Origin of the sequence: Streptomyces sp. ISL-12 (assembly GCF_018614415.1) — a bacterium.
In the GTDB taxonomy this organism is placed as follows: domain Bacteria; phylum Actinomycetota; class Actinomycetes; order Streptomycetales; family Streptomycetaceae; genus Streptomyces.
Window position 1 is genome coordinate 41,236 of sequence record NZ_JAGGOO010000072.1, and the last position, 24,108, is coordinate 65,343.

Consider the following 24,108-nt stretch of genomic DNA (forward strand, 5'->3'; position numbering starts at 1 on the left):
GTGTTCGCGCTGCGGGTCGCTGAACTGCGAGGACCCACACTTCTGTTGTGTCCTTCCGGCGTACGGCGCAAACAGCCCGGGTATCACCCGAGCGGGCAGTGGACGGGATGTCAACTGCCGAGGGTGATCGAGGGGTTGTGGTGGTATGACGGGCTGGTACGAAGGACCCCTGGCCGCGTTCGACACGGAGACCACGGGTGTCGACGTCGAGACCGATCGGATCGTGGCGGCCGCCGTCGTCGTCCAGGACGCCCCGGGCCTCCGGCCGCGGGTCAGCCGCTGGCTGGTCAACCCGGGCGTTCCGGTGCCCGAGGCGGCGACCGCGGTGCACGGGCTGACGGAGGAGCATCTGCGGCGCAACGGCCGCTGGCCGGCGCCGGTGATGTACGAGGTGGCGGAGGCGCTGGTGGAGCAGGCCCGGGCGGGGCGGCCGCTGGTGGTGATGAACGCGCCGTTCGACCTGACGCTCCTCGACCGGGAGTTGCGGCGCCATCGCGCCTCGTCGCTGGGGCGCTGGCTGGAGCGGACGCCGCTGCACGTCCTCGATCCGCGGGTGCTCGACAAACACCTGGACCGCTACCGCAAGGGCCGCCGCACCCTCACCGCCCTGTGCGCGCACTACGGCGTCCCGCTGGAGGGGGCGCACGACGCGGCGGCCGACGCGCAGGCGGCGCTGGAGGTGGTACGGGCGGTGGGGCGCCGGTTCGCGGGGCGGCTGGAGCGTCTCTCCCCCGCCGAGCTGCACACCCTGCAGGCGGTGTGGCACGCGGCACAGGCCCGGGGGCTGCAGGCGTGGTTCGCGGCCAGTGGCACGGAGGAGGCGGTGGACCCGGCGTGGCCGCTGCGTCCGGACCTGCCGGCGGCGGCCTGAGGGCACGGGTACGGGCAGCGAAAAACCGGCCCGCCGTGCGGCGGGCCGGTCTTCCCGGTGGGCGATACTGGGTTCGAACCAGTGACCTCTTCGGTGTGAACGAAGCGCTCTCCCACTGAGCTAATCGCCCGGGAACGCACTGAACAATACAGGTCCCGGCACGCTTCCTTCAAACCGCTGCCAGGTGGGCGGCCAGTCCGCGCCGCCCGGCCCGCATCATCAGCGTGTGGTTGGCGCGGAAGAAGGCCCTCCCGGGGACGGCGAGCCGGCGCAGCAGCGGCTTGCGGACGTCGACCTCCTGGTCGTAGCGGACCAGGGTGCCGGTCCCCTCGGGGGTGACCGTCCAGCGTGCCCAGCCCTCGATGTCGCCGCGGAGCGCGACCTCCAGCACGCCGGCCTCCGGGTCTCGCCGCCCCTCCCGCAGGACCTGGGTGAGGTCGTACGGGAGGAGCGAGCGGACGCGGAGGGTGCCGCTGGTGCCGTCGAGGCGGGTGACCTCGCGGACCTGCGGCCACCAGCGGGGGTAGTCCTCGATCCGCTCCAGGGCGCGGTACACGGCCGGGGCGGGCGCGGGCAGCGCCCACAGGCTGCGGAAGCGGTAATGGTTCCAGTCCACGTCCGCAGCCTGCCCGCGCGGGAGCGGGTTACGGCATCCGGTCTCCCAGCAGGGCGAGGTTCTCGATGGCGGCGAGGCCGTAGAGGGCGGTGTCGTTGGTGGCGACCCAGGCCGCCTCGCTGCCGGGCACCAGCGCCATCGGGCCGCTGACCTTCTCCGTCGTCCAGGGGGACGATTCCTTGTAGCCGTCGGAGTTGTAGAACTTCTCCCACGCGCGCGTGGCGAGCTTTTCGTCCCCGGTCTGTACGGCGGCGTAGGCGTCGAGGCGGGAGTGGCCCTGGAAGAGGATCAGGGAGCCGAAGTGGGAGCCGTAGCGGGCGGCCTGTTCGGTCTTGGAGGCGTTGAAGTAGCGGCAGTAGTCGTAGTACGCCTCGTTGAACTCCGGTATGTCGACGAGGTCGATGAGTTCCGCGCACAGTTCGTTGAGGCCGAAGACGGCGGACAGGTGCGAGACGCCGACCACCGGCTGCTCGGCCACGGCGAACTCGCCGGTGTCGAGGTCGTACAGGCCGCTGCCCTGGACGAAGCCGTTGGGCTGGGCGGCGATGCCCTTCATGGTGGACAGCACCCGGGCCTTGGCCTTCTCCCACTTGGGGCCCTTGCGTTCCCACTCGGTCAGCCAGGCCGACACCAGGCCGCTCCAGTCGGTGCCGAAGCCGATCGACAGGGCGTGCCGGTCTGGGGTGTATGGGTCGGTGCGGACCTTGCGGTTGGGGTCGAGGACGAGGAACGTCTCGTCGGAGTCGACGTTGGCGTGCATGAGGTCGCCGACGCGTTCGTCGGCGGTGAGGAAGTAGTAGAAGCGGCGGTAGGTGGTGTTGGCGATGCGCTGCTGCTTGGCGCTGTCGGCGTAGTGCTGGACGCCGTGCCGGGTGCCGAGGCCCGCCCACTTGCCCAGGTGGTAGACGTCGACCTCGCCGGTGTGCCGGGTCATCGCCTCGGCGAAGCGGAAGATGTCGGCCCGGCCGCTTCGGAGGTACGCGTACCAGAGCCACAGGTCGGGCGAGAGTTCGGAGTTGTCCCAGGCGTAGCCGCCGACGTCGTACCGCCACTGGTGCCGGACGGTGTCGTAGGTGTGCATGATGTCGCCGTAGTCCCAGAAGCCGTACCAGCGGCGCTGCTCCACCTGGTCCTTGTAGTAGGTGAAGAGGAAGTCGAGGTGGTCCTCGATCTTGGCCTTGGCCGGGGTGGAGCGGTCGGGCTCGGCGTACAGGCCCTTGCCGAAGACGCCCGCCTTGATGAGCTGGGCCGGCGGGGCGGCGAGCTGCGGCAGCACGCGGACGGCCTCGACCTGCTCGGCGAGCGTCTCGGGGGTGGGGGTGGCGGCGTTGGCCCAGAAGAGGAGTTCCGAGGTGCGGGCGATGCCGTAGGGGGTGCCGAACTCGGGCTCGTAGTCCTCGTAGGTGATGTTGAGGCCTTCGAGCTGCTCGGCGTAGGTGTCCTGGCCCATGCCGTCGTGGTAGAAGCGCAGGTCCATGGGCTGGGCCTCGGGTGACCAGAGCCAGAGGGTGACCTCGGCCTCGTCGGTCTGCGCGTCGCGGATGTCGAGCTGGGCGGGGTACTTCTCCCAGAAGTCGCGCAGGCCGAAGGAGAGCCCGCCGCTCACCCCGCCGACGTAGCCGAAACCGGAGGCCCGCCGACCACCGCCGGCGCCGATCCAGCCGTGGCCCTTCTTGGTGCGCTTGCGCAGGGTGAAGCCGTCGGCGGAGAGCTGGGAGAGGGTGTAGTCGCCCCAGTCGGGGATGTACTGGAGCCGGGTGGTGACCCGCTGGTCCCAGGTGGCGGGGTCGGGCAGCTTCTCCCCCGCGTACTGCGCGGCCTGTACGGCGGCTCCCGGGTCGCGGCGCAGTCCGGTGATGCCCTTGACGGCTTCGCGCAGCAGGCCGGTGCCCTCGCCGCCGATGCGGATGTGACGGTCGTAGGACGCGTCGCGCATCGGCACGGTGAAGCGGACGCCGAGGCCCCGGATGAAGTCGCCGGACGCCTTTCCGGGCTCCTGGGTGCCGTCGAAGGTGATGGTGTGCACCATGCGGAAGGAGTCGGCGCCCGCGTAGAAGTAGAGGCGGAGGGAGAAGGGGAGCCAGCTGCGGCCGCCCTTGCGGTGCTTGCCGTCGATGCGGACGACGGCGCGGACCGGGCCCTCCTGCTCGACCTCCACGTCCGAGATCGCGCCGTCGAAGCGCTCGTACTTGACCGTGCCCTGGTCGCCGTCCTCGATCTCGGGCTGGCGCAGCAGGACGAGGCGGCCGTTCTTGGCGATCTCGGTGGAGCCCCGGGTGACGGACTTGACGAGGGTGGAGCCGTCGGTGCCGATCCGTGCGGTGATGACGCCGGTCGATATGTCGATCCCTCCGCCGCGCCGGGTGACGGTGACCTTCTCCTCGGGGGCGGCCGGGGTGCCCGTGGTGAGGGTGAGCTTGCCGGAGCCCGAACCGACCGCGTGTGCCGTCCACTTCAGGGAGCCGTCCGGCCAGTACGCCAAGGGCCAGGACTGGGTGGGTACGGCCTTGCCGTCGGCGTCGGTGACGGCGAAGGTCTGGTCGGGCTGGTGGGTGCCCTTGGGCCAGGGGACGCCGACGGTGGAGCCGGGGGCGGCGCCCAGGCCGCCGTCCTCCAGCCAGTCGAGGGTGACGGGGGCGTCGTCGGCGGTGTCGGCGGCGGGCGCGGCCTGGGCCTCGCGGGTGCCCAGGGCCCAGCTGAACTGGGCGGCGGCTCCGGCGACGGCGGCGGCCTTGAGGAGGGATCTGCGGGGGATGGGAGACATGGCTCTTCCTTCCTTGCGGGTGCGAGGGGCATGTCAAGGGCATGACAGACAGAGGCGCGGCCCACGGAGGCGCCGCTCCCCTGGGGGAGGTTCAGCTACGGCCGTACCGGGTCTCCACGGCGACGGCCGCCGCCGCGACGGCCCCGAGGACCGGGACCGCCAGCGGCGCGACCAACAGCGCGGAACCGGCGACGACCGCCAGTCCGCAGACGATCAGCAGGGAGCCGGCGGGGTCGCGCAGGGTCCGGCGCCCGGCCGCGGCGAGCAGCGCGCGCCAGGACGCGCCGGGCGTCCACACCGCCGCCGCGCGCAGCCCCGCCACCACCAGGGCGAGCAGCGCCAGCAGGCCGACCGCCCCGGCGAACGGGCCGCCGGGCAGCCCGGCCCGCGCGGCCTGGACGTCCACCCAGACCGCGCCCGCCGCCGCCCACCCGGCGAGTCCCACGGCCCACCCGCGGCGGACGGCCGCCCGGAAGTCGGCGGTGAACTCCCGTCGGCCGCCGCCCTCGTGGGCGGTCCGGCGGCGCAGGTGCCGGGCGCCGGCGGCGAAGGCCGCGGGGTAGGTGACGACGCCGAGACAGGCCACGGCGATCCACACCCCGGTGAGCATGCACTCGGCGAAGACGGCGAAGCGTTCACCGCCGAACACCGGCTCCTTGCGCGCCTTCACACGTGTCCCAGCCATACCGGCCGCCTCACTTCAGTCCCGAGGTCGCCATGCCGTCGATGAGATAGCGCTGGAAGGCCATGAAGAAGGCGACGACCGGGACCAGCGCGACCAGCGACATCGCGATCATGCTGCCGTAGTTGGAGATGCCCTCCTGGTCGCGGAACATCATCAGCCCGAGCGAGACGGTGTACTTGGAGGGGGTGTTGAGGTAGATCAACGGCCCCATGAAGTCGTTCCAGGCGTTGATGAAGGTGAAGATGGCGCTGGTGATGAGGGCGGGGCGGCACAGCGGCAGCACGATGGACCAGTAGGTCCTGAGGTGCCCGCAGCCGTCGAGCTTGGCGGCCTCGTCCAGCTCGCGCGGCAGCCCGCGCATGAACTGCACCATCAGGAAGACGAAGAACGCCTCCACGGCCAGGAACTTGCCGGCCACCAGCGGCACGAGGGTGTCGACGAGTTCCAGCTTGCGGAACATCACGTACTGCGGGATGAGCAGCACGTGGTACGGCAGCAGCAGCGTGCCGATCATCAGGGTGAACAGCAGGTTCCGCCCGGCGAACCGGATCTTGGTGAAGGCGTAGGCCGTCAGCGAGCTGGACAGCACGACACCGACCACGGCGAGCACCGCGTACGTCAGCGAGTTGACGAAGAAGCTGCTGATGGAGATGCCGGAGATGCCGTCGGCCAGTCCGGAGAAGTTGGCCCAGACCGGCTCGGTGGGCAGCAGGTCGAGACTGGCGATGATGTCCTTGCTCGGCTTGAACGCCGCGCCGACGACCCAGATCACGGGGTACAGGACGACCGCGAGGACGACGAGCGCGCCCACGTGCCAGGCGATCGATCCGGTGCGCCGCCGGTCGCCCGCGGTGCGCGCGGCGGGGGTGGTGGCGGTGGTCACTTGGCGGCCTCCTCGTAGTGCACCCACTTCTTCTGCGACCAGAACAGCACCGCCGTCACCAGCGCCACCGCGACCACCAGGGTCCAGGCCATCGCGGAGGCGAAGCCCATCTGGGCCTCCTTGAAGCCCTTCTGGTAGAGGTAGCAGGTGTAGACGAGGGTGGCGTCGGCCGGTCCGCACCGGGTGTCGGAGACGACGTAGGCGGAACCGAACACCTGGAACGCGTGAATGGACTCCAGCAGTACGTTGAAGAACAGCACCGGGGAGATCATCGGCAGCGTGATGTTCCAGAACCGCCGCAGCGGCCCGGCCCCGTCCACCTCGGCCGCCTCGTACAGCTCCCGGGGGACCTGCTTGAGGCCGGCCAGGAAGATGACCATCGGCGCGCCGAACTGCCAGATGCTCAGCGCCACCAGGGCGTAGAGGACGTAGTCGGGGTTGCCGATCCAGCCCCCGACGTCCAGACCGAAGATCTTCTGACCCCGGTCCACGATCGCGTCGTCCGAGAACAGCGCCCGCCACACGAAGCCCACCGAGACGCTGGCGCCGATGAGCGAGGGCATGTAGAACGCGGCCCGGTACAGCCCCTGTCCGCGCCGCTTCTGCGCGAGCAGCATCGCGACGCCGAGCGCCAGCAGCAGTTTCAGCGGGGTGGCCACGACGACGTACTTCAGGGTGACCTCGACCGACTTCTGCCAGCGCGGGTCCTGGAACATCGTGGTGAAGTTGTCCAGCCCCACCCACTGCGGCGGCGTGAACAGGTTGTAGCTGGTGAACGCGTAGTACAGCGACGCGATCATCGGCCCCGCCGTGAGCAGCACGAATCCGGCGAGCCACGGCGACATGAAGAGGTAGCCGGCGAGGTTCTCGCGGCGCCGCCCGCGCCGCCCGGCCGCGGGAGCGGCGGACCGCTTCCCGGCCGGGGGTGCGGGCGCTTCCTTGACGAGCGTCATGGTCGTACGTCCCCTCAGCCCGCGAAAGCGGCCTTGGCCTCGTTGAACAGCGTCTTGGCGGCGTCGGCCGGCTTGGCCTTGCCCTGGGCGACCTCACCGCCGATGCGCAGGAACGCCGCCTCGATGACATCGGAGCCGGACGGGTGCGGGGTGATCTTCCCGAGCAGCCCGGCGGCGGCGACCTCCTCCTCGTACGCCTTGACGCCCTTGTTGTTGTCGTCGGTGGGGGTGAACGCCTCGTACTGCTCGCTGGTGGCGAGAATGCCCCGGTCGTAGCCCATGATCTTGCCGACCTCGGGGTCGTGGACCATGAAGTCGATGAACTGGGCGACTTCCTTGGGGTGCTCGGTGCCGGTGAAGGCGCTGAGCATGAGCGAACCGAGGTACTGGCCGGTGTCCTTGCCGTTCGTGGTCGGGATCGGCGCGAGCCCGTAGTCCGACTCGCCCTCGCCCTCGTAGCGGATGGAGAAGTTGTCCCAGGTGAACTCACCCGCGGCGAGCCCCGCCGAGAGGCCCGACTTGGGCTTGACCTGCTCGATCTTCTTCGGGTCGGCGACGAGCCCGGACCGTACGCGCTTGTAGCCGTCCTCCCACCACTGCGTCAGGTCGTCCTCGGTGAAGCCGAGGCCGCTCTCGGTGTAGAAGGCCTTGCCGTTCTGGCGCAGATACAGGTCGTAGAGGTACATGATGCTGAAGTAGCCGGTGTCACCGGCGATCTTCAGCTTGTCCTGGATCGTCTGGAGCGCGTCGAAGTACTCGTCCCAGGTCCAGCCCAGCTTCGGCTCCAGGCCCGCCTTCTTGAAGGCCTTGAGGTCGATGACGAGGGCCATGGTGTTGGCGCCGACGGGTATGCCGACCTGCTTGTCGTCGACCTGACCGACGGTCAGGACATTGTTGCGGAAGTTCTCCAGGCTGAGATGTCCCGCGTCGGCCTGTGTCTTGAGGTCCATCAGGACACCGCGCTTGTCGTACTTGCGCAGGAAGGTGACGGAATTCTGGAAAACGTCCGGCGGATTTCCACCGGAGGCCTGCGTCTGGAACTTCTCCCAGAACGCCTCGTAGTCCGTGAATTCCGGCTTGATCTTGATCTTCGGGTACTTCTTCTCGAAGAGGGCGATCGTCTTCTTGATGGCGATGGCCCGCGGCTCGCCGCCCCACCAGGCATAACGGATCGTCACCGTGCCATCGCCCGAGCCGCTGCCGCCCCCGCACGCGGTGGCCGTCGCGGCCAGCCCCGCGACGGCCAGCGAGGCCCCCGTCGCCTTGAGGACCGTCCGCCTTCCGACCCGCCCCTCGACATTCCCGCCCTGCTGCATATGAGCCTCCCCGCGACGTTGCGTTCGCCCCATGAATCGTTTCAAGTAAGCGCTTGCTGGCACAAGGTACGGAGGGCCCAGGGGCGCGTCAATGATTCGGACAGGAATTGATGTGCGGTGGCGGCCGGGCCGCGACACCCCGGCCGCCACCGCGACGGCGCGCGTCGGCCGAGAAAACCCAGGTCCGCGTCGCGCGGTCGACGGACCGAACGGCGCCGGACCGGGCCGGTCGGCCGCACGGCAAGGTCACGGTTGGATGAAGGCCGGCCAAGCCGTTGCGTGGCCGCCACAACGACGAAGCGGCCCGGCTCACGATCGTGAGCCGGGCCGCCTGATGATCCCGGTGGGCGATACTGGGTTCGAACCAGTGACCTCTTCGGTGTGAACGAAGCGCTCTCCCACTGAGCTAATCGCCCGGGTGCGGAAAGAACATTACCGCATGTCAGGGGGTGCCCGTGACCAGCCACCCGCTCGCACAGAGGCCCCGAAACGCCCCGGGGCCCCGCTCGGCTCAGCTCACTGGTCCTCGATCTTCCACGGCATCACCAGGCCGAACTTCCACAGATAGAAGCCGGCGATCGCCCCGATGATCACCAGGCCGATCACCGTGAGAATGATGTTGCGCCGCCGCACCTTGGGGTCGAGTGCCCGCTGCGCAGCCTCGGTCACTTTCCGCTTGGTCCAGCGCAGCACCAGTTGGGCCCAGACGAACTCGGTGGCCCAGATCGCCATGCCCCCGAAGATCACCACCCAGCCGGGTCCGGGCAGCGGCAGCATGATGACGCCGGCCACCACGACCGCGAGACCGACGACGAAGACCCCGACCTGCCAGCTCATGTGCAGCACGCGGCGCGCCTTGACGAATTCCGGCGCCCGCGACCCGAGGCTTCGCTCGTCCTCCGCCTTGTCCGCCTTCGTCCCGTCCGCCATCACGGCCACCTCGACCGGCTCGCTACGCCCCGTGTTCATACGGCCAAACCCTACCGGAGCGAAACGAGTCACCGGAATGGACGCAGCCTGCCCGCGATTCCTCGGCCGGAAGGGGTACGTAAAGGCACGCAAAACACTCAGAGGGGTTTACAACGGCACCGTAGGTGGCATGTCGATTTCGCCGACGTGCGAATCCCCGAGCGCACACTGAGCGAAAGGCCCTGGCGCTTATGAACACCACGGTCAGCTGCGAGCTGCACCTGCGCCTCGTTGTGTCGAGCGAGTCCTCCCTGCCTGTCCCCGCAGGCCTGCGGTACGACACGGCCGATCCCTACGCCGTGCACGCCACCTTCCACACCGGAGCCGAGGAGACCGTCGAGTGGGTGTTCGCCCGTGATCTCCTCGCCGAGGGGCTGCACCGCCCCACCGGCACCGGCGACGTCCGTGTCTGGCCGTCGCGCAGTCACGGTCAGGGCGTCGTGTGCATCGCCCTGAGCTCTCCGGAGGGCGAGGCCCTGCTCGAAGCCCCGGCGCGGGCTCTGGAGTCCTTCCTGAAGCGCACAGACGCCGCCGTGCCGCCCGGCACGGAACACCGGCACTTCGACCTCGATCAGGAACTCTCGCACATCCTGGCGGAAAGCTAGGGCGAGACCCCCGAACCGCCCGGCGCCGTCGACTCGGGGTGACGGACCGGGCCGGGACAGCCGTATACGGCACACACACCGGCGTCGCCGCCGCGGACCACCGCGGGGTGGCGCCGGTGTGCGTACTCCTGCGGGAACCACGGCCGGGCCGCCACCGTTGTACGGGCACGAGAGACGGCGGGCACGACACAGACGTGCACGGAACGGACGGCCGCGGAGCGGGCGGGCACGGAGCGGGCACGAGAGGCGGCATCGGGGCCGTACGGCCGACCGCGGATGCCACTACCATCGGCCAGCATCCGCGGGCGCCCGCCCGTCCCCAGGCCAGGGAGCGAAACGTGCTGATCACCCACGACACCCGGTGCGCCCTCGACACCGTGGTGGATCTGGTGAACACCGCACCGGAGGACGAGTCGTCGCCGGACGGGCTGCCGGATGTCGCCGCCCTCACGGATTTCGTGCGGAACCACAAGATCAGCGATGTCGGCGTGCTCTCGGAGTTCGACCTCTCGGCGGTGCGCAAGGTGCGCGGCCGGTTCGCCTCCGCCTTCGCGGCCTCCGACACCCGCGCCACCGCCGGCCTGATCAACGAACTGGTCGCCGCCGCGGGCACCACCCCCCGGCTCACCGACCACGACGGCTACGACTGGCACGTCCACTACTTCGCTCCCGGTGCCTCCGTCGCCGATCATCTGGCGGCCGACTGCGGGATGGCCCTGGCCTTCTTCGTGGTCGCCGGGGAGCGGGAGCGGCTGCGGCGCTGCGAGGCGCCCGACTGCCGGCGTGCCTTCGTCGACCTGTCGCGCAACCGCTCACGGCGGTACTGCGACAGCCGGACCTGCGGCAACCGGCTGCACGTGGCGGCCTACCGGGCGCGGCGCAAGGAAGCGGCGGGCTGAGCCGGCCCGGGGGCTCCCCAGGGCGGCCCGAAGGCTTCCCCCGGACACGGTCCCGACGCGCCCCCGGCGGGTGGCGCCGGGGAACGCGGGTACGGCTCACAGCAACAGCAGGTCGTGCAGCGAAGCCATGAGCAGCAGGAACCCGATCACCGCAAGGAAGATCATCAGCGGTGGCTGGGAAAGGGCGAAGAGGCATCCGCGTGGCTCTTGGGGCCGGGAGGCGGTATCGCTCTCTGTGGTGTCCAGCTGTGTCGTGTCCAGCATCTCGCGGCGATGATGACGCAGTTCGGAGCCCGACGCGATCAACACGCCCGCAAGGCACCGGTGTTCGCCGGAATACATGATCTTCGCTTCGAGTTGTGATCATTTCCGGACGTTTCGCCAGCTCACTGTGTCGTTTCAGAGAAACGGGGCCGTTTCGGCGGAACGAGCGGCGAGGGGCGAGGGGCGAGCGGGGCGGTGAACCCCGACGGTGGGCGGACGGTCTCAGATGCCGTGCTTCTTCAGGATGGCCTCGATGTCGCTGAAGTCGTCCTCCGACCGGGGCTTGCCCGCAGGGCGGGCCGGCGCCGGACGCGGGGCGGAACCGGCGCCCAGTGAGGGCGCCGAGGCTCCCGGGGCCACGGCGCCCTGCCGGGCGGCTGCCCGGGCGGCCTCCTTGCGCTCCTTGCGGGTGGGGCGGGTGCCGCCGCGGCGGCGCTCCACGACGCGCGTGACCATGAACAGCAGCCACGCCAGGCCCAGCACGGCGAAGCCCGCCCAGGCCATCGGGCTGAAGGCGGTGTCGGCGAGCCACTCGACGACGCCGGTCATCACCAGGCCGACGGGTATCAGCGAGTAGGCGGCGACGCGGACCGCCGCCAGGAAGCGCCTGCGGTACGCGGTGATCGCCGCGATGCCCAGGCCGGCCGCGGACACGGCGGAACAGACGGTCTCGGCAATCATCCGGTCCTCCAGGGCTCGGGCGCCGTCGGGCAGGCACTTTCGTCCCTTCCATCCTGCACCGTCCCCACCCGGTGCGGCCATGCTCCGGCCCGACATCAGGGACATCTCCGGGTCGCCTCGGGGGCGCCTCCTCCTCAGGTCCCTGGGCCCGGTGCTCGCCGGTGCGGGCGGGATGGGGAGGTCGGGAGCGGGGCTGGGACACTGGTCGCATGAGCGACTCCTCCCCCGCCGTCCCCGCCACGCCCGTCCTCGACGTCTGGTGTGAGCTCCAGTGCCCGGACTGCCGGACCTCCCTGCACGACCTGCACGCCCTGCGCGCCCGCTACGGGGACCGCCTGGAGCTGCGGCTGCGGCACTTCCCGCTGGAGAAGCACAAGCACGCCTTCGCCGCCGCGCAGGCCGCCGAGGAGGCCGCCGTGCAGGGGCAGGGCTGGGCGTACGTCGAAGCGGTGCTCGGCCGGCTGGACGAGCTGGACCGCCGGGGGGAGGCCCTCCTGGTCGACGTGGCCCGGGAGCTCGGCCTGGACGCCGAGGAGTTCGACACCGCCCTGATCGACGGCCGGCACATCCTGGTCGTCGACGCCGACCAGGCCGAAGGCAAGGCGATCGGCGTGACCGGGACCCCGACGTACGTCATCGACGGCGAGCGGCTCGACGGCGGCAAGAGCCAGGAGGGGCTCCGCGCCCGCGTCGAGGAGATCGCGGACCGGCTGCTGGGCTGACGCCGGTCCCCTCGCCCGCGCCTACAGCAACGGCTTGTAGAAGGTGTACCGGGTCGTCTCGTAGCCTAGCGACTCGTACAGCCGTTCGGCCGGGGTGTTGCCGGCGAACACGTTGAGGCCGAGCAGCCGGCGTCCGGCGGTGATCGTCTGCGTCTCCGCGAGGAGCAGCAGCGACCGGCCGTGCCCCCGGCCCCGGTGGGCGGCGTCGGCCTCGACGTCGTAGACGTACGCGGACTCGGGGCGCAGCGCCAGCCACAGCGTGCCGACCCGCTCGCCCTCGTGTTCCAGCACGCTGAACAGCATGTCCTCGGTCTCGGGCCCCCGCGGCAGCAGCGTCTCGTGGTCGTGCCGGGATCTGGCGTACGCCACGTCCTCGGGTATGCCCCGCTCGATCCAGGTCCGCGCGTACTGCTCGGACTCGTGGGCCCACCAGGCGTCGAACTCCGCCCGGGTCATCGGCCGCGGACGGCTGCCCGCCGGCAGGGCGGGCGGGGTGTCCCCGAGCCGCTTCTCCATGCCGCGGTTGCGCGGCAGGTAGCCGAGCGACTCGACGAGCCGCAGGGCCGCCCCGGCGTCCGCGGGGACGGTGACGGTGAGCTGTCCGCAGCCCCAGCCGCGCGCCACCTCCTCCGCCGCGAGCGCGGCCACCGTGGCCCGGCCGCGCCGGCGGTCGGCCTCGTCGACGCGCAGGTCGTGGATGACGGCGACCGCGTCGCCGAAGGCGGGAGAGGTGCCGAGGTGGACCGCGCCGACGGGGCGGCTGTTCACGCACACCTGGTAGTAGCGTGAACGCGTTCCGTCGGCGGCGCGCTGAAGCGGCTCGGTCGGCCGCAGGGTGGTGGTCATCAGGGGTGTTCTACCCCGCGCGACCGCCTGGGAGCAGCCGGTTTTGACGGTCGGTCCGTGCCGGTCAGGGGTCGAGGTCGGCGCCGGACCGTTCCGCGAAGATCCGCATCGCCTTGGCCGTCACCGGCCCCGGGGCGCCCGGCAGTTCCCGGCCGTCGACCCGGTGCACGGCCTGGACGTCGCGCAGCGTGGAGGTCAGGAAGATCTCGTCGGCGCGTTCCAGGACGTCCAGCGGAAGGTCCGACTCCACGGCGCCGGTCCACTCGACGGCCAGGGCGCGGGTGATGCCCGCGAGACAGCCGGAGGCGACCGGCGGGGTGTGGATCTCCCCGTCGAGGACGACGAAGACGTTCGACCCGGTGCCCTCGCACAGCCGCCCCACCGTGTTGGCGAACAGCGCCTCGGAGGCGCCCTGTTCACGGGCGCGGGCGAGGGCGACGACGTTCTCGGCGTACGAGGTGGTCTTCAGGCCGGTGAGCGCGCCGCGCTCGTTGCGCGTCCAGGGGACGGTGATCACGGCCGTGGAGTCGGGACGGCGGGCGGTGGCGCCGAGGGCGACCAGCAGGGTGGGGCCGTGCTCGCCGCGGTCGGAACCGAGCGGGCCGTGTCCTCCGGTGCAGGTGATCCGCAGCCGGCCGAGCGGCATGGGGTTGGCCTCCAGTACGGCGGCGCAGGCGCGGCGCACCTCGTCGAGGTCGGGCTCCGGCAGGCCGAGGCCCCTTGCCGAGCGGGCCAGCCGGTCCAGGTGCCGGGTCAGCGCGAAGGGGCGCCCGTCCACCGCCTTCACGGTCTCGAAGACGCCGTCGCCCACGGTCAGTCCGTGGTCGAAGGCGGAGACCCGGGCGGACTCCGCGTCCCGCAGCCCGCCGTCCAGCCAGATCTTCATGTTCCCGGCCCCTCCCCGATCGCTTCGTACCTCCCCGACGCTACCGCGAGCAGCCGGGACGCCTTCAGCTCGGTCTCCCGCCACTCCCGCTCCGGGTCCGAGCCCCAGGTGATCCCGGCTCCGGTGCCGAACTTCAGCAGGCCCTCGGCCCGGTCGATCCAGAAGGTCCGGATGCCGACGGCCAGCTCGCCGGTGCCCCGGTCGGCGTCGACCCAGCCGACGCCCCCGCAGTACGGGCCGCGGGGCGCGGTCTCCAGCGCCTCGATGATCCTGAGGGCGCTCGCCTTGGGCGCGCCGGTGACCGAGCCGGGCGGGAAGGTGGCGGTGAGCAGCTCCGGCCAGCCGGCGCCGGTCCGCAGTTCGCCCCGTACGGTCGACACGAGGTGCACCAGCCCCGGGTGCTTCTCCACCGCGCACAGGTCGGGCACGGTCACGCTGCCGGTCGCGCAGACCCGCCCGAGGTCGTTGCGGACCAGGTCCACGATCATCACGTTCTCGGCGTGGTCCTTCTCCAGCAGGTCCGCCTCGGTGCGGCCGGTGCCCTTGATCGGCCCCGACTCCACCGTCCGTCCCGCGCGGCGCAGGAACAGTTCGGGAGAGGCGGTGGCCACCTCCACCCCGTGCCCGGGAAGCCGGAGGGTTCCCGCGTAGGGCGCCGGGTTCCCGCGGGCCAGCAGCGCGGTGAGGGCGTCCACGTCGGCGTCGGGCGGGACGGGCGCGGACAGGACGCGGCAGAGGTTGGCCTGGTAGACCTCGCCGGCCGCGATGTGCGCGCGGATGCGTCGTACGGCGCTCGTGTACGCGTGGTGATCCAGCGAGGACGCCCAGTCGCCGACGGCGGGTCCGCGCCACCGTCCCGGCCGGGGCGCGGGCACCGGCGCTTCGCGGACCTCCGCGAAACGGGCGCAGGTCAGGCGGCCCTCGAAGTCCGCGCAGACCGCCCAGAACCCGCTGGACTCCAGTGCGGCGAGATCGGTCGTGACGTCGAGGAGACCGGTGGCGATCCGGTCGCCGAAACGGGCCAGGGGCGGAAGATCGGACACATGGCCGAGTCTAGGCGGGGTGACCGCGAGGTGACCCGAACGTGTCCTTCCGCCCACCCTGACCAGGCAAGCGAGCGGGGGCAGCGCAGCACGCTGCGCAAACGCGTTTTTGTACTGGCTCCGGAATCCGCTAGAGTTCAACACGTCGCCGGGACGCGCAAGCGGACCGAAACGACAGGCGGACGTAGCTCAGTTGGTAGAGCGCAACCTTGCCAAGGTTGAGGTCGCGAGTTCGAGCCTCGTCGTCCGCTCGCAGGAACAGGGGTTCCACAAGATCCCCTACACTCCTGGTGGAGTGGCCGAGAGGCGAGGCAACGGCCTGCAAAGCCGTCTACACGGGTTCAAATCCCGTCTCCACCTCCAAGGACGATTAGCTCAGCGGGAGAGCGCTTCCCTGACACGGAAGAGGTCACTGGTTCAATCCCAGTATCGTCCACTGGTCCGCACGGACCTTGATCCGCTAGGATCCCCGCGCGATTAGCTCAGCGGGAGAGCGCTTCCCTGACACGGAAGAGGTCACTGGTTCAATCCCAGTATCGCGCACGCAGTACTCGCAGTACTCCCGGACGATTAGCTCAGCGGGAGAGCGCTTCCCTGACACGGAAGAGGTCACTGGTTCAATCCCAGTATCGTCCACCACTTGAAGCCCCCGGCCGTCTCTACGGCCGGGGGTTTCGTCGTCCGTCGTCTGCCGGCTGTCAGCTGGAGAACAGCATGTGGCCGAAGCCCTTGTTGCGGTGGTGGCCGTGGTGGTGGCCGTGGCCTCCGTGCGGCGCGCCCCAGGCGGGGGCCGGGGCGGCGGGGTAGGCCTGCGGGGCGGGCGGGGGCGGCGGGGCCGGCTGGGACCACTGGGCCTCCAGGCGGGTCAGCGACTCCAGCTCGCCGTAGTCGAGAAAGATCCCGCGGCAGCCGCTGCACTGCTCGATCTGGACGCCGTTGCGGTTGTACGTGTGCATCGGTGCGTGGCACTTCGGACACTGCATGGTCGGCTCAACTCCTCGCCGGTAGGTCCTGCTTCGTGTTTCGCCAGGACAGACTCTGTCCGGCTGCGGTCGGTTGCACCCTACTCGGCGTGACTGTCCCTCAACTCCCGGGGACGCGCGCGGGAACGGCGGCCATGCGCGCGCAGGCGTCGACCAGGGCCCGCTCCACGTCGTCCAGCTGCCGGTCCGCCAGGGCCGCCTTGGCCAGGGCGCGGGCGGCGGTCTGGGCGGTGAGGGCGCGGGCCGGGACGTCCAGGGCCGGCCAGGGGTCGCCGTCCGGCGGGACGGCCGGGCCGCCGGCGGCGCGGTAGGCGGCCAGGAAGCGGGTCCACTCGTCGGACGTCAGCACCCCGCAGGCGTACCAGGCGGCCGGGCGGGCCAGGTCCCAGGACGGTACGCCCCGGCCGAGGTCGTCGACGTCTATCAGCAGCCACGGGCCGTCGGGCGCGGGGTGCCGGACGAGCTGGCCGAGGTGGAAGTCGCCGTGGCACGGCGTGCTGGTGTCCGGCATGGGGCCCGCGCCGCGCGCCCAGGCGGGCAGCGCGGTCCAGGCGCGCAGGACGGGGGCGGTGCCGGGGTGGTGGGGCGCGGTCTCCCGCAGGCGGGCGAGGGCGGCGGCGGTTTTGGCCGGACCGCGCATCAGCGGGAGGGCGGCGGGGGCGGGGGCCCGGTGGAGGCGGGCGAGGAGCGCGCCGGCCGCCTCCCAGGGGGCGGCGTCGGGGTCCTCCGGGTCCACGGGTGTGCCGTACGGCCAGCAGGTCACCAGCCGTCCGTACAGGTCGGCGGGGGCCGGGGCGAGCGGGGGCAGGAGGATGCCGGGGAGGCGGGCGGCGAGAGCGAGACGGTGGGCCAGCGCCCCGGGGTCGGTGTCCGGGGCGTGCGCCTTGGCGACGACGTCCCCGTGCCGGACGACGGTCCCGTCCGGCCGGTCGGCCAGCGTGGCGGCGCCGCAGGAGCGGCAGGCCGGGGTACGGGAATGGGCCGCGGCCCGGACCCGGGCGGTCAGGGCGGGGAGCAGGGGGGCCGTCGTCACGGGGTGAGCGTACGGGGGTGGGTCTGGAGCGGGACGGCCGAGGTAGGCGCCACGCCGTCGTCACGGGGTGCGTACGGGGTGGGTCCGGCGGGGGGGCGGCTCCGGCCTGGGACGCCCGCCTGAGGTGCGGGGGGCCGACGGTGCGCTGTGCCCGTCCTGTTCCGGCCCTGACCGAGGTTTGCGGGCAGGGCAATGCCGGCGCAGCTCCCCAGCTGCGCCGGCATCTGTGCCGTCCGCCGCACCCCCGTCCCCACGGGGTTTCATGGATGGATGTCCCCGCCCGGACCGCTCTTCCGGGCCTGGGGTCGCCGCTCAGCGCCCCAGCATCACACCCACGGACGACGCCTGTGTGGCCACCGTCTCCCACCCGTCGAAGACGAGGAGGAGCAGGGCCGCCAGGGGAAGGGCCATGAGCGTCGCCACCAGTGGATGGCGACGGCCCTGGCGACGGGTGCGGAACGGGGCGGCGTACGCCCCGCGCTCCAGCGTGCGGACCAGCGTCCGCGGTGCCGTCTGGGCCATGGTCCCTCTCCTGACCTGTTCCGTTGTTGCCTGGCAGCGGCGGGCGTCTGACCTCGGGGGACGAGTGCTGCACCCGCCGCTTGACCTCAAATCTAGGCGTCCGGCCCCCGGCACACGTCATGCCCTCGTACCGATTGCCGGGCCTCCCGGAGGATGAGCCCCCACCTGGGGCGTACTCCCGTGGGTGGAGACGACGGCCGGGGTCTCGGGGTCATCCCCGAGGGGGCACACGGCCCCTCACCCGGTCTGTCCCGCTTTCTCCGAGCTGTCCTCCCGGGGCACCGGCTGTTCGACCAGGGCCAGCACCCGGTTGGCCATGAACCGCGCCGTGCGCACCACCGAGCCGTTGCGCGTGACTTCGCTCACCTCCACCACCCCTCGGCGCACCGCCGTCTCCACCCGGCGCCCCGCCCGGCTCGCCACCACCTCGTACGTCCGTGTCGTGTCGCCCGCGTCCACGACTATCTCCACACGATCACCTTTCATGGAGTCAATCCCCCTTCCCCTGCGGCCTGTTGAGACCCCGGCCGGCACCGAATCCGGCCAGTTCGCCCCTTTCCTGACCACCCTTCGATTCTCCCACCCGGCACTGACAATCGATCGGCCCCGGAGGGCGCGGCCTCTGCGCGCGGGCGGCTGTGGAAACGTAAGCTGTGGCTCGTCACAGGGACCGGGCAGCGGGGATGAACATGGCGATGATGCGCCTGAGGCGCGAGGACCCGCGCGTCGTCGGCTCGTTCAGGCTTCACAGGCGGCTCGGCGCGGGTGGAATGGGCGTGGTCTACCTGGGCTCCGACAAGAAGGGGCAGCGGGTCGCGCTGAAGGTCATCCGGCCGGATCTGGCGGAGGACCAGGAGTTCCGTTCGCGGTTCGCCCGTGAGGTCTCGGCGGCCCGGCGGATCAGGGGCGGGTGCACCGCGCGGCTGGTCGCCGCCGACCTGGACGCGGACCGGCCGTGGTTCGCCACGCAGTACGTGCCCGGCCCGTCGCTGCACGACAAGGTCGCCGACGAGGGGCCGCTGGGCGCGGCCGATGTCGCCGCCGTGGGGGCCGCGCTCTCCGAAGGGCTGGTCGCGGTGCACGAGGCGGGGGTCGTGCACCGGGATCTGAAGCCCTCCAACATCCTGCTCTCCCCCAAGGGTCCCCGGATCATCGACTTCGGCATCGCCTGGGCGACGGGTGCCTCCACGCTCACGCACGTCGGCACGGCGGTCGGCTCCCCCGGGTTCCTCGCCCCCGAGCAGGTCCGCGGCGCGGCGGTCACCCCGGCGACGGACGTGTTCTCGCTCGGCGCGACCCTGGCGTACGCCTCGATGGGCGACTCGCCCTTCGGGCACGGCAGTTCGGAAGTGATGCTGTACCGCGTGGTGCACGAGGAGGCGCAGCTGCACGGCGTGCCGGACGCGCTGGCCCCGCTGGTGCGGGCGTGTCTGGCGAAGGACCCCGAGGAGCGGCCCAGCACCCTGCAACTGTCGCTGCGGCTCAAGGAGATCGCCGCCCGCGAGGCCCAGGGCCTGCCGGACGTACGGCCGCCCGCTCCGCGCGCGGGAGAGGCGGACCGGCCCACGGGTCAGCTCGCCGACACCTACCCGGAGCGTGAGCGGCGGCGTCCGCAGGGGCCGGGCCCCTCGGGCACTCCCGTGCCCCGGGGCACGGGCGGGACGCGGAACACGGTCGGGTCCCGTGGGTCTGGCGGTACACGCGGGTCTGGCGGGACCCGCGGGTCCGGGCCGGCGCGGGGGGTGACGCCGTCACGCGGCGGTTCCGCCCGGGACGGCAGCCCGTCGCGCGGGGGCACGCCCGCGCGGGGCGGCACGCCGGCTCCCCGGTCGGGTGGCGGTACGGGTTCCCGGTCGGGTGCGCGGCCCACGCCGGCCTCCCGCAACACCCGGCCCGGCAGCGGTGACGGAAGCCGTCCCGCGCCGCGCAGCGGGGCCGGCCGGAACGGGCCGCGCACCACGGGGACCGGGCTGCGGCCCGCCAACCCCCGGCTGCTGCGCCAGCGGCTGTTCGTGTTCGTCGTGGTGACGCTGCTGGTGGCGCTGGCCATCGCGGCGGCACAGGGCTGCCAGGGGCCGTCACGCGGACTCGGCGACGACCGGCCCGGCGGCGGCGTACGGGCGCAGCAGGTGCGGACGGACGTACCGGATCAGGCCGGGCGCGGCCCGGTGACGTAGCAGATCGGGCCGGGCGCGGCCCGGTGACGTAGCAGGATCAGGCCGGACGCGATCCGGCGGCGTGGCAGGATCAGGCCGGACGCGATCCGGCGGCGTGGCAGGATCAGGCCGGGCGCGGTCGGGTGGCGTAGAAGGCCACGGCGGAGGCGGCGGCCACGTTGAGGGAGTCGACTCCGGCGTCCATCGGGATGCGGACGTGTTCGTCGGCGGCGGCGAGCGCCTCGGGGGTGAGGCCGTCGCCTTCGGTGCCGAAGAGCAGGGCGAGCCGGTCGTGGTCGCGGGCGGCGAGTTCGTCGAGGGTGACCGCGCGCTCGCTCAGGCAGAACGCGGCGACGGTGAACCCGGCGGAGCGCAGGGCCTCGATGTCGTGCGGCCAGGAGTCCAGGCGGGTCCACGGGACCTGGAAGACGTTGCCCATCGAGACCTTGACGGACCTGCGGTAGAGCGGGTCGGCGCAGCGCGGGGTGAGCAGGACCGCGTCGACGCCGAGGGCGGCGGCGTTGCGGAAGGCGGCGCCCACGTTGGCGTGGTCGACGATGTCCTCGAAGACGGCGACGCGGCGGGCGCCGGGCAGCAGGTCGGCGGGGGCGGGCAGCGGTCTGCGGGCCATCGAGGCGAGGGCGCCGCGGTGCACGTGATAGCCGGTGACCTGCTCGGCGACGGCCGGGGAGACCACGTAGACCGGGGCGGTGGCCTCCTCGATGACGTCGCGCATGACGTCGACCCACTTCTCCGAGAGGAGCATGGAGCGCATCTCGTAACCCGCGTCCCCGGCCCGGCGGACGACCTTCTCGCCCTCGGCGATGAACAGGCCCTCGGCGGGTTCGCGGCGGCGGCGCAGGGCGACGTCGGTCAGGTCGGTGTAGTCGTGCAGGCGGGGGTCGTCGGGGTCGGTGACGAGGACGGGTTCGGCCACGTCACGCCCTTTCGTGCGGGCCGACGCCGACGACCGGGCCGATGACGATGACCGCGGGCGGGCGGACCTCCTCGGCGACGACCGTCTCCGCGACGGTCGCGAGGGTGGCGTCGACCCGGCGCTGGGCCGCGGTGGTGCCCTCCTGGACCAGGGCGACCGGGGTGTCGGGGGACTTGCCGTGCGCGACGAGGGTCTCGGCGATCTTGCCGATCTTGTCGACGCCCATGAGGACGACGAGGGTGCCGGTGAGCTTGGCCAGGGACGGCCAGTCGACCAGCGAGCGCTCGTCGTCGGGGGCCACATGGCCGCTGACCACGGTGAACTCGTGGGCGACGCCGCGGTGGGTGACCGGGATGCCGGCCGCGCCCGGCACGGAGATGGAGCTGGAGATGCCCGGGACGACGGTGCACGGGATGCCGGCCTCGGCGAGCGCCTGGAGCTCCTCCATGCCCCGTCCGAAGACGTACGGGTCGCCGCCCTTGAGGCGGACGACGGCCTTGCCCTGCTTGGCGTGGTCGATCAGGGCGTTGTTGATGGCCTCCTGGGCCATGAACCGGCCGTACGGGATCTTCGCCGCGTCGATCACCTCGACGTGCGGCGGCAGTTCGGCGAGCAGGTCGCGGGGGCCGAGGCGGTCGGCGATGACGACGTCGGCCTCGGCGAGCAGGCGGCGCCCCCGGACGGTGATCAGGTCGGGGTCGCCGGGGCCGCCGCCGACCAGGGCGACGCCCGGGGTGCGGGTGCGGTGGTGCGGGGCGACCAGGGTGCCGTCGCGCAGGCCCTCGACGACCGCGTCACGGATGGCGGCGGTACGGCGAGGGTCGCGGCCCTGGGCGCTGGTGGTGAGGACGGCGACCGTCACGCCCTCGCTGTGGCCGGTCGCCGGGGTCCAGGCGGTGGCCCGGTCGGCGTCGTCGGAGCGCACGCACCAGACGCGGTGCCGTTCGGCCTCGGCGGAGGCGGCGGCGTTGGCCTCCGGGTCGCTGGTGGCGATCAGGGCGTACCAGGCGTCGGCGAGGTCGCCGTCCGCGTACGGGCGCCGCGCCCAGGTGATCTCGCCGGTGTCGGCCATCGCCTCGACCGACGGGGTGGCCTCCGGGGAGACGAGGAGGACGTCCGCGCCCGCCGCGACGAGGGCCGGGAGGCGGCGCTGGGCGACCTGCCCGCCGCCGAGGACGACCACGCGGCGGCCGGTCAGGCGGAGGCCTACGGGGTAGGCGGGGTGTTCGGCCATGAGGGTGCGGCTCCTCGTCCTGGCGGGGTCCTGGCCCGGACCCTGGCGGAGGTCCTGGCAGGAGGGTGCGTGCGGTGGGCGCTGCGGCGCTGGAGCTGCCCTGACGTGCGATTTTACGCAGTCGGCCGGGGTGGCGGCGAGTGACCGCCGCCACCCCGGCCGTGCGCCGGGCTACTTCTCGGTGACGCCCGCCGAGTCGAACGTCGCGACCTCGTGCATGGCCCGGGCCGTGCTCTGCACCATCGGCAGGGCCAGCAGCGCGCCGGTGCCCTCGCCGAGGCGGAGGTCGAGGTCGACCAGGGGACGCAGGCCCAGCTTGTTGAGCGCGGCGACGTGGCCGGGCTCGGCGCTGCGGTGGCCGGCGATGCAGGCGGCCAGTACCTCGGGGGCGATGGCGCGGGCGACGAGGGCCGCGGCGCCGGCGCTGACGCCGTCCAGGATGACCGGCGTACGCAGCGAGGCGCCGCCGAGCAGCAGGCCGACCATGGCGGCGTGCTCCAGGCCGCCGACCGCCGCGAGCACGCCGACCGGGTCGGCCGGGTCTGGCTGGTGGACCTCCAGGGCGCGGCGGACCACCTCGGTCTTGCGGGCGAGGGTCTCGTCGTTGATGCCGGTGCCGCGGCCGGTGACCTCGGCCGGGTCGGCGCCGGTGAAGACGGAGATCAGCGCGGCGGACGCGGTGGTGTTGGCGATACCCATCTCACCGGTGAGCAGCGCCTTGTTGCCGGCGGCGACCAGGTCGCGGGCGGTCTCGATGCCGACCTCGATGGCCTGCTTGGCCTCCTCGCGGGTCATCGCGGGGCCGGTGGTCATGTCGGACGTACCGGGGCGGATCTTGCGGGGCAGCAGGCCGGGCGTGGCGGGCAGGTCGGCGGCGACACCGACGTCCACGACGCACACCTCGGCGCCGACCTGGGTGGCGAAGGCGTTGCAGACGGCTCCCCCGCCGAGGAAGTTGGCCACCATCTGTGCGGTGACCTCCTGCGGCCAGGGGGTGACGCCCTGGGCGTGCACCCCGTGGTCGCCCGCGAAGACCGCGACGGCGGCGGGCTCCGGGATCGGCGGCGGGCACTGCCGGGACAGGCCCGAGAGCTGGGCGGAGATGATCTCCAGCATGCCGAGCGCGCCGGCCGGCTTGGTCATCCGCTTCTGCCGCTCCCACGCCTCGCCGAGCGCCTTCGCGTCCAGCGGGCGGATCTGGGCGACGGTCTCGGCCAGCAGGTCGTGCGGCTCCTCGCCGGGCAGGGCGCGACGGCCGTACGTCTCCTCGTGCACGACCCAGGACAGCGGGCGGCGCTTGGACCAGCCGGCCTGCATCAGCTCGGGCTCGTCCGGGAACTCGTCGACGTAGCCGACGCACAGGTAGGCGACGACGTCGAGGTGTTCGGGCAGGCCGAGGGCGCGGACCATCTCGCGCTCGTCGAAGAAGCTGACCCAGCCGACGCCGAGGCCCTCGGCGCGGGCGGCGAGCCAGAAGTTCTCGACGGCGAGCGCGGAGGAGTACGGCGCCATCTGCGGCTGGGTGTGCCGACCGAGGGTGTGGCGCCCGCCGCGCGTCGAGTCGGCGGTGACGACGATGTTGACCGGGGTGTCGAGGATGGCCTCGACCTTCAGTTCCTTGAACTGCTTCGCCCGGCCCTTGGGGAGCGACTTGGCGTACGCCTCGCGCTGGCGCATCGCCAGTTCGTGCATCGCGCGCCGGGTCTCGGCGGAGCGGATGACGACGAAGTCCCAGGGCTGCGAGTGGCCGACGGACGGAGCGGTGTGGGCCGCCTCCAGGACGCGGAGCAGCACCTCGTGCGGGATGGGGTCGCTGCGGAAGCCGTTGCGGATGTCCCGGCGTTCGCGCATGACCTTCAGCACGGCCTCGCGCTCGGCGTCGTCGTAGGCGGGTGCGGCCGGTCCGGTGGGCTGTCGTACCGCTTCTGCCACGGGGGCCGTGCTCACTGCCTGTGCGTCTTCCTGGTCTTCTTGTTCGGCGGCCCGGGTGTCCAGGTCGTCCGCGTGCTGTACGGGGTCGGGCGCGGCCGGCGCCGGGTCGCCCTCGCGGGGGGCGGGCACCATGACGGCGGGGTCGGGGGCCGGGTCCGCGGTCGGTGCGGCGGGTTGCGGCGGTGCCGGGACCTGGCCGTCGGCTTCCTGCTCCGTCTCGGTGGCGGGCGGCGGGCCGGCGGGGGCCGCCTCGGGTCCGGGCACGGCCGACTGGGGTCCCTGGGCGGGCTGCGGGGCCGTGGCCGCCG

Annotated in this window: 24 protein-coding genes and 7 tRNA genes; 10 read left to right on the plus strand and 21 right to left on the minus strand. The window is 72.4% G+C overall.

From position 1 onward, the window contains the following. Positions 1-145 precede the first annotated feature (145 nt). On the plus strand, positions 146-871 hold the full coding sequence (locus tag J7I94_RS20585) for a 3'-5' exonuclease (protein WP_215168652.1): 726 nt from the start codon (positions 146-148) through the stop codon (positions 869-871). A 58-nt stretch (positions 872-929) separates the two neighbouring features. Here J7I94_RS20585 and J7I94_RS20590 read toward each other — a convergent pair. From J7I94_RS20590 to J7I94_RS20630, 9 genes are all read right to left on the minus strand, one after another. Then, positions 930-1,001, minus strand: a tRNA-Val gene (locus J7I94_RS20590). Positions 1,002-1,040: 39 nt separating this feature from the next. Next, positions 1,041-1,487 carry an SRPBCC family protein gene (locus J7I94_RS20595; protein ID WP_215168653.1) on the minus strand — a complete coding sequence of 149 codons (447 nt, stop codon included), beginning with the start codon at positions 1,485-1,487 and terminating at the stop codon, positions 1,041-1,043. A gap of 28 nt (positions 1,488-1,515) precedes the next feature. Continuing rightward, positions 1,516-4,251 carry a Tat pathway signal sequence domain protein gene (locus J7I94_RS20600; RefSeq protein WP_215168654.1) on the minus strand — a complete coding sequence of 912 codons (2,736 nt, stop codon included), beginning with the start codon at positions 4,249-4,251 and terminating at the stop codon, positions 1,516-1,518. 91 nt (positions 4,252-4,342) lie between these two features. Continuing rightward, positions 4,343-4,936: a hypothetical protein gene (locus tag J7I94_RS20605; RefSeq protein ID WP_215168655.1), complete on the minus strand. Its 594-nt coding sequence runs from the start codon at positions 4,934-4,936 to the stop codon at positions 4,343-4,345. A 10-nt stretch (positions 4,937-4,946) separates the two neighbouring features. Beyond that, a complete protein-coding gene (locus tag J7I94_RS20610; protein WP_215168656.1) occupies positions 4,947-5,819 on the minus strand; it encodes a carbohydrate ABC transporter permease in 873 nt (290 codons plus the stop codon). Then, positions 5,816-6,772 carry a carbohydrate ABC transporter permease gene (locus J7I94_RS20615; RefSeq protein WP_215168657.1) on the minus strand — a complete coding sequence of 319 codons (957 nt, stop codon included), beginning with the start codon at positions 6,770-6,772 and terminating at the stop codon, positions 5,816-5,818. Before J7I94_RS20615 ends, J7I94_RS20610 begins: the two co-directional genes overlap by 4 nt. A gap of 14 nt (positions 6,773-6,786) precedes the next feature. Further along, a complete protein-coding gene (locus J7I94_RS20620) occupies positions 6,787-8,088 on the minus strand; it encodes an ABC transporter substrate-binding protein (protein WP_215168658.1) in 1,302 nt (433 codons plus the stop codon). A gap of 344 nt (positions 8,089-8,432) precedes the next feature. Continuing rightward, positions 8,433-8,504, minus strand: a tRNA-Val gene (locus tag J7I94_RS20625). 100 nt (positions 8,505-8,604) lie between these two features. Beyond that, positions 8,605-9,057 carry a TIGR02611 family protein gene (locus J7I94_RS20630; protein ID WP_215168659.1) on the minus strand — a complete coding sequence of 151 codons (453 nt, stop codon included), beginning with the start codon at positions 9,055-9,057 and terminating at the stop codon, positions 8,605-8,607. A 191-nt stretch (positions 9,058-9,248) separates the two neighbouring features. On the opposite strand from J7I94_RS20630, the gene J7I94_RS20635 reads away from it, so the two are divergent. Then, a complete protein-coding gene (locus J7I94_RS20635; RefSeq protein ID WP_004002642.1) occupies positions 9,249-9,662 on the plus strand; it encodes an SsgA family sporulation/cell division regulator in 414 nt (137 codons plus the stop codon). A gap of 338 nt (positions 9,663-10,000) precedes the next feature. Next, complete coding sequence (locus tag J7I94_RS20640) at positions 10,001-10,561, plus strand: CGNR zinc finger domain-containing protein (protein WP_215168660.1); 561 nt, start codon at positions 10,001-10,003, stop codon at positions 10,559-10,561. 96 nt (positions 10,562-10,657) lie between these two features. On the opposite strand, the gene J7I94_RS20645 is transcribed toward J7I94_RS20640, so the two are convergent. After that, positions 10,658-10,903, minus strand: a complete 246-nt coding sequence (locus J7I94_RS20645; protein WP_215168675.1) for a hypothetical protein — start codon at positions 10,901-10,903, stop codon at positions 10,658-10,660. Between the two features lie 144 nt (positions 10,904-11,047). Further along, positions 11,048-11,506: a hypothetical protein gene (locus tag J7I94_RS20650; RefSeq protein WP_215168661.1), complete on the minus strand. Its 459-nt coding sequence runs from the start codon at positions 11,504-11,506 to the stop codon at positions 11,048-11,050. Between the two features lie 209 nt (positions 11,507-11,715). Here J7I94_RS20650 and J7I94_RS20655 point away from each other — a divergent pair, with 209 nt between their 5' ends. Continuing rightward, positions 11,716-12,228 (plus strand): DsbA family protein, encoded by a 513-nt coding sequence (locus tag J7I94_RS20655; RefSeq protein WP_215168662.1) that lies wholly within the window; start codon positions 11,716-11,718, stop codon positions 12,226-12,228. Between the two features lie 21 nt (positions 12,229-12,249). Here J7I94_RS20655 and J7I94_RS20660 read toward each other — a convergent pair whose 3' ends face one another. The 3 genes from J7I94_RS20660 to J7I94_RS20670 form a co-directional block, all read right to left on the minus strand. Beyond that, entirely contained in the window at positions 12,250-13,074 is an 825-nt protein-coding gene (locus tag J7I94_RS20660; protein WP_215168663.1) for a GNAT family N-acetyltransferase, read from the minus strand. A gap of 64 nt (positions 13,075-13,138) precedes the next feature. Next, positions 13,139-13,960, minus strand: a complete 822-nt coding sequence (locus J7I94_RS20665; RefSeq protein ID WP_215168664.1) for an aminotransferase class IV — start codon at positions 13,958-13,960, stop codon at positions 13,139-13,141. Beyond that, positions 13,957-15,003, minus strand: a complete 1,047-nt coding sequence (locus tag J7I94_RS20670) for a chorismate-binding protein (RefSeq protein WP_215168665.1) — start codon at positions 15,001-15,003, stop codon at positions 13,957-13,959. Before J7I94_RS20670 ends, J7I94_RS20665 begins: the two co-directional genes overlap by 4 nt. A 178-nt stretch (positions 15,004-15,181) precedes the next feature. Here J7I94_RS20670 and J7I94_RS20675 point away from each other — a divergent pair. The 5 genes from J7I94_RS20675 to J7I94_RS20695 all read left to right on the plus strand — a co-directional run bounded on the left by J7I94_RS20675 (position 15,182) and on the right by J7I94_RS20695 (position 15,642). Then, positions 15,182-15,254: transfer RNA gene (locus J7I94_RS20675), tRNA-Gly, on the plus strand. 38 nt (positions 15,255-15,292) lie between these two features. Further along, positions 15,293-15,366 (plus strand) — tRNA-Cys (locus tag J7I94_RS20680). Position 15,367: 1 nt separating this feature from the next. Continuing rightward, positions 15,368-15,439: transfer RNA gene (locus J7I94_RS20685), tRNA-Val, on the plus strand. Between the two features lie 35 nt (positions 15,440-15,474). Then, a tRNA-Val gene (locus J7I94_RS20690) sits at positions 15,475-15,546 on the plus strand. 21 nt (positions 15,547-15,567) lie between these two features. Next, positions 15,568-15,642 (plus strand) — tRNA-Val (locus J7I94_RS20695). A 59-nt stretch (positions 15,643-15,701) separates the two neighbouring features. Here J7I94_RS20695 and J7I94_RS20700 read toward each other — a convergent pair. From J7I94_RS20700 to J7I94_RS20715, 4 genes are all read right to left on the minus strand, one after another. Further along, positions 15,702-15,986 carry a zf-TFIIB domain-containing protein gene (locus J7I94_RS20700; protein WP_215168666.1) on the minus strand — a complete coding sequence of 95 codons (285 nt, stop codon included), beginning with the start codon at positions 15,984-15,986 and terminating at the stop codon, positions 15,702-15,704. Positions 15,987-16,086: 100 nt separating this feature from the next. After that, complete coding sequence (locus J7I94_RS20705) at positions 16,087-17,019, minus strand: aminoglycoside phosphotransferase family protein (protein WP_215168667.1); 933 nt, start codon at positions 17,017-17,019, stop codon at positions 16,087-16,089. Positions 17,020-17,331: 312 nt separating this feature from the next. Next, positions 17,332-17,541: a hypothetical protein gene (locus J7I94_RS20710; RefSeq protein WP_215168668.1), complete on the minus strand. Its 210-nt coding sequence runs from the start codon at positions 17,539-17,541 to the stop codon at positions 17,332-17,334. A gap of 237 nt (positions 17,542-17,778) precedes the next feature. Beyond that, on the minus strand, positions 17,779-18,027 hold the full coding sequence (locus J7I94_RS20715) for a hypothetical protein (RefSeq protein WP_215168669.1): 249 nt from the start codon (positions 18,025-18,027) through the stop codon (positions 17,779-17,781). A 197-nt stretch (positions 18,028-18,224) separates the two neighbouring features. Between J7I94_RS20715 and J7I94_RS20720 the strand changes: the two genes are divergently transcribed. Then, a complete protein-coding gene (locus tag J7I94_RS20720; protein ID WP_215168674.1) occupies positions 18,225-19,718 on the plus strand; it encodes a serine/threonine-protein kinase in 1,494 nt (497 codons plus the stop codon). Between the two features lie 103 nt (positions 19,719-19,821). On the opposite strand, the gene J7I94_RS20725 is transcribed toward J7I94_RS20720, so the two are convergent. The 3 genes from J7I94_RS20725 to cobT all read right to left on the minus strand — a co-directional run. Beyond that, on the minus strand, positions 19,822-20,634 hold the full coding sequence (locus J7I94_RS20725; RefSeq protein WP_215168670.1) for an RNA methyltransferase: 813 nt from the start codon (positions 20,632-20,634) through the stop codon (positions 19,822-19,824). Position 20,635: 1 nt separating this feature from the next. After that, entirely contained in the window at positions 20,636-21,868 is a 1,233-nt protein-coding gene (gene cobA, locus J7I94_RS20730) for a uroporphyrinogen-III C-methyltransferase (RefSeq protein WP_215168671.1), read from the minus strand. Between the two features lie 171 nt (positions 21,869-22,039). Further along, a partial coding sequence (gene cobT / locus J7I94_RS20735) for a nicotinate-nucleotide--dimethylbenzimidazole phosphoribosyltransferase (protein ID WP_251075454.1) occupies positions 22,040-24,108 on the minus strand: 2,069 nt, incomplete at its 5' end.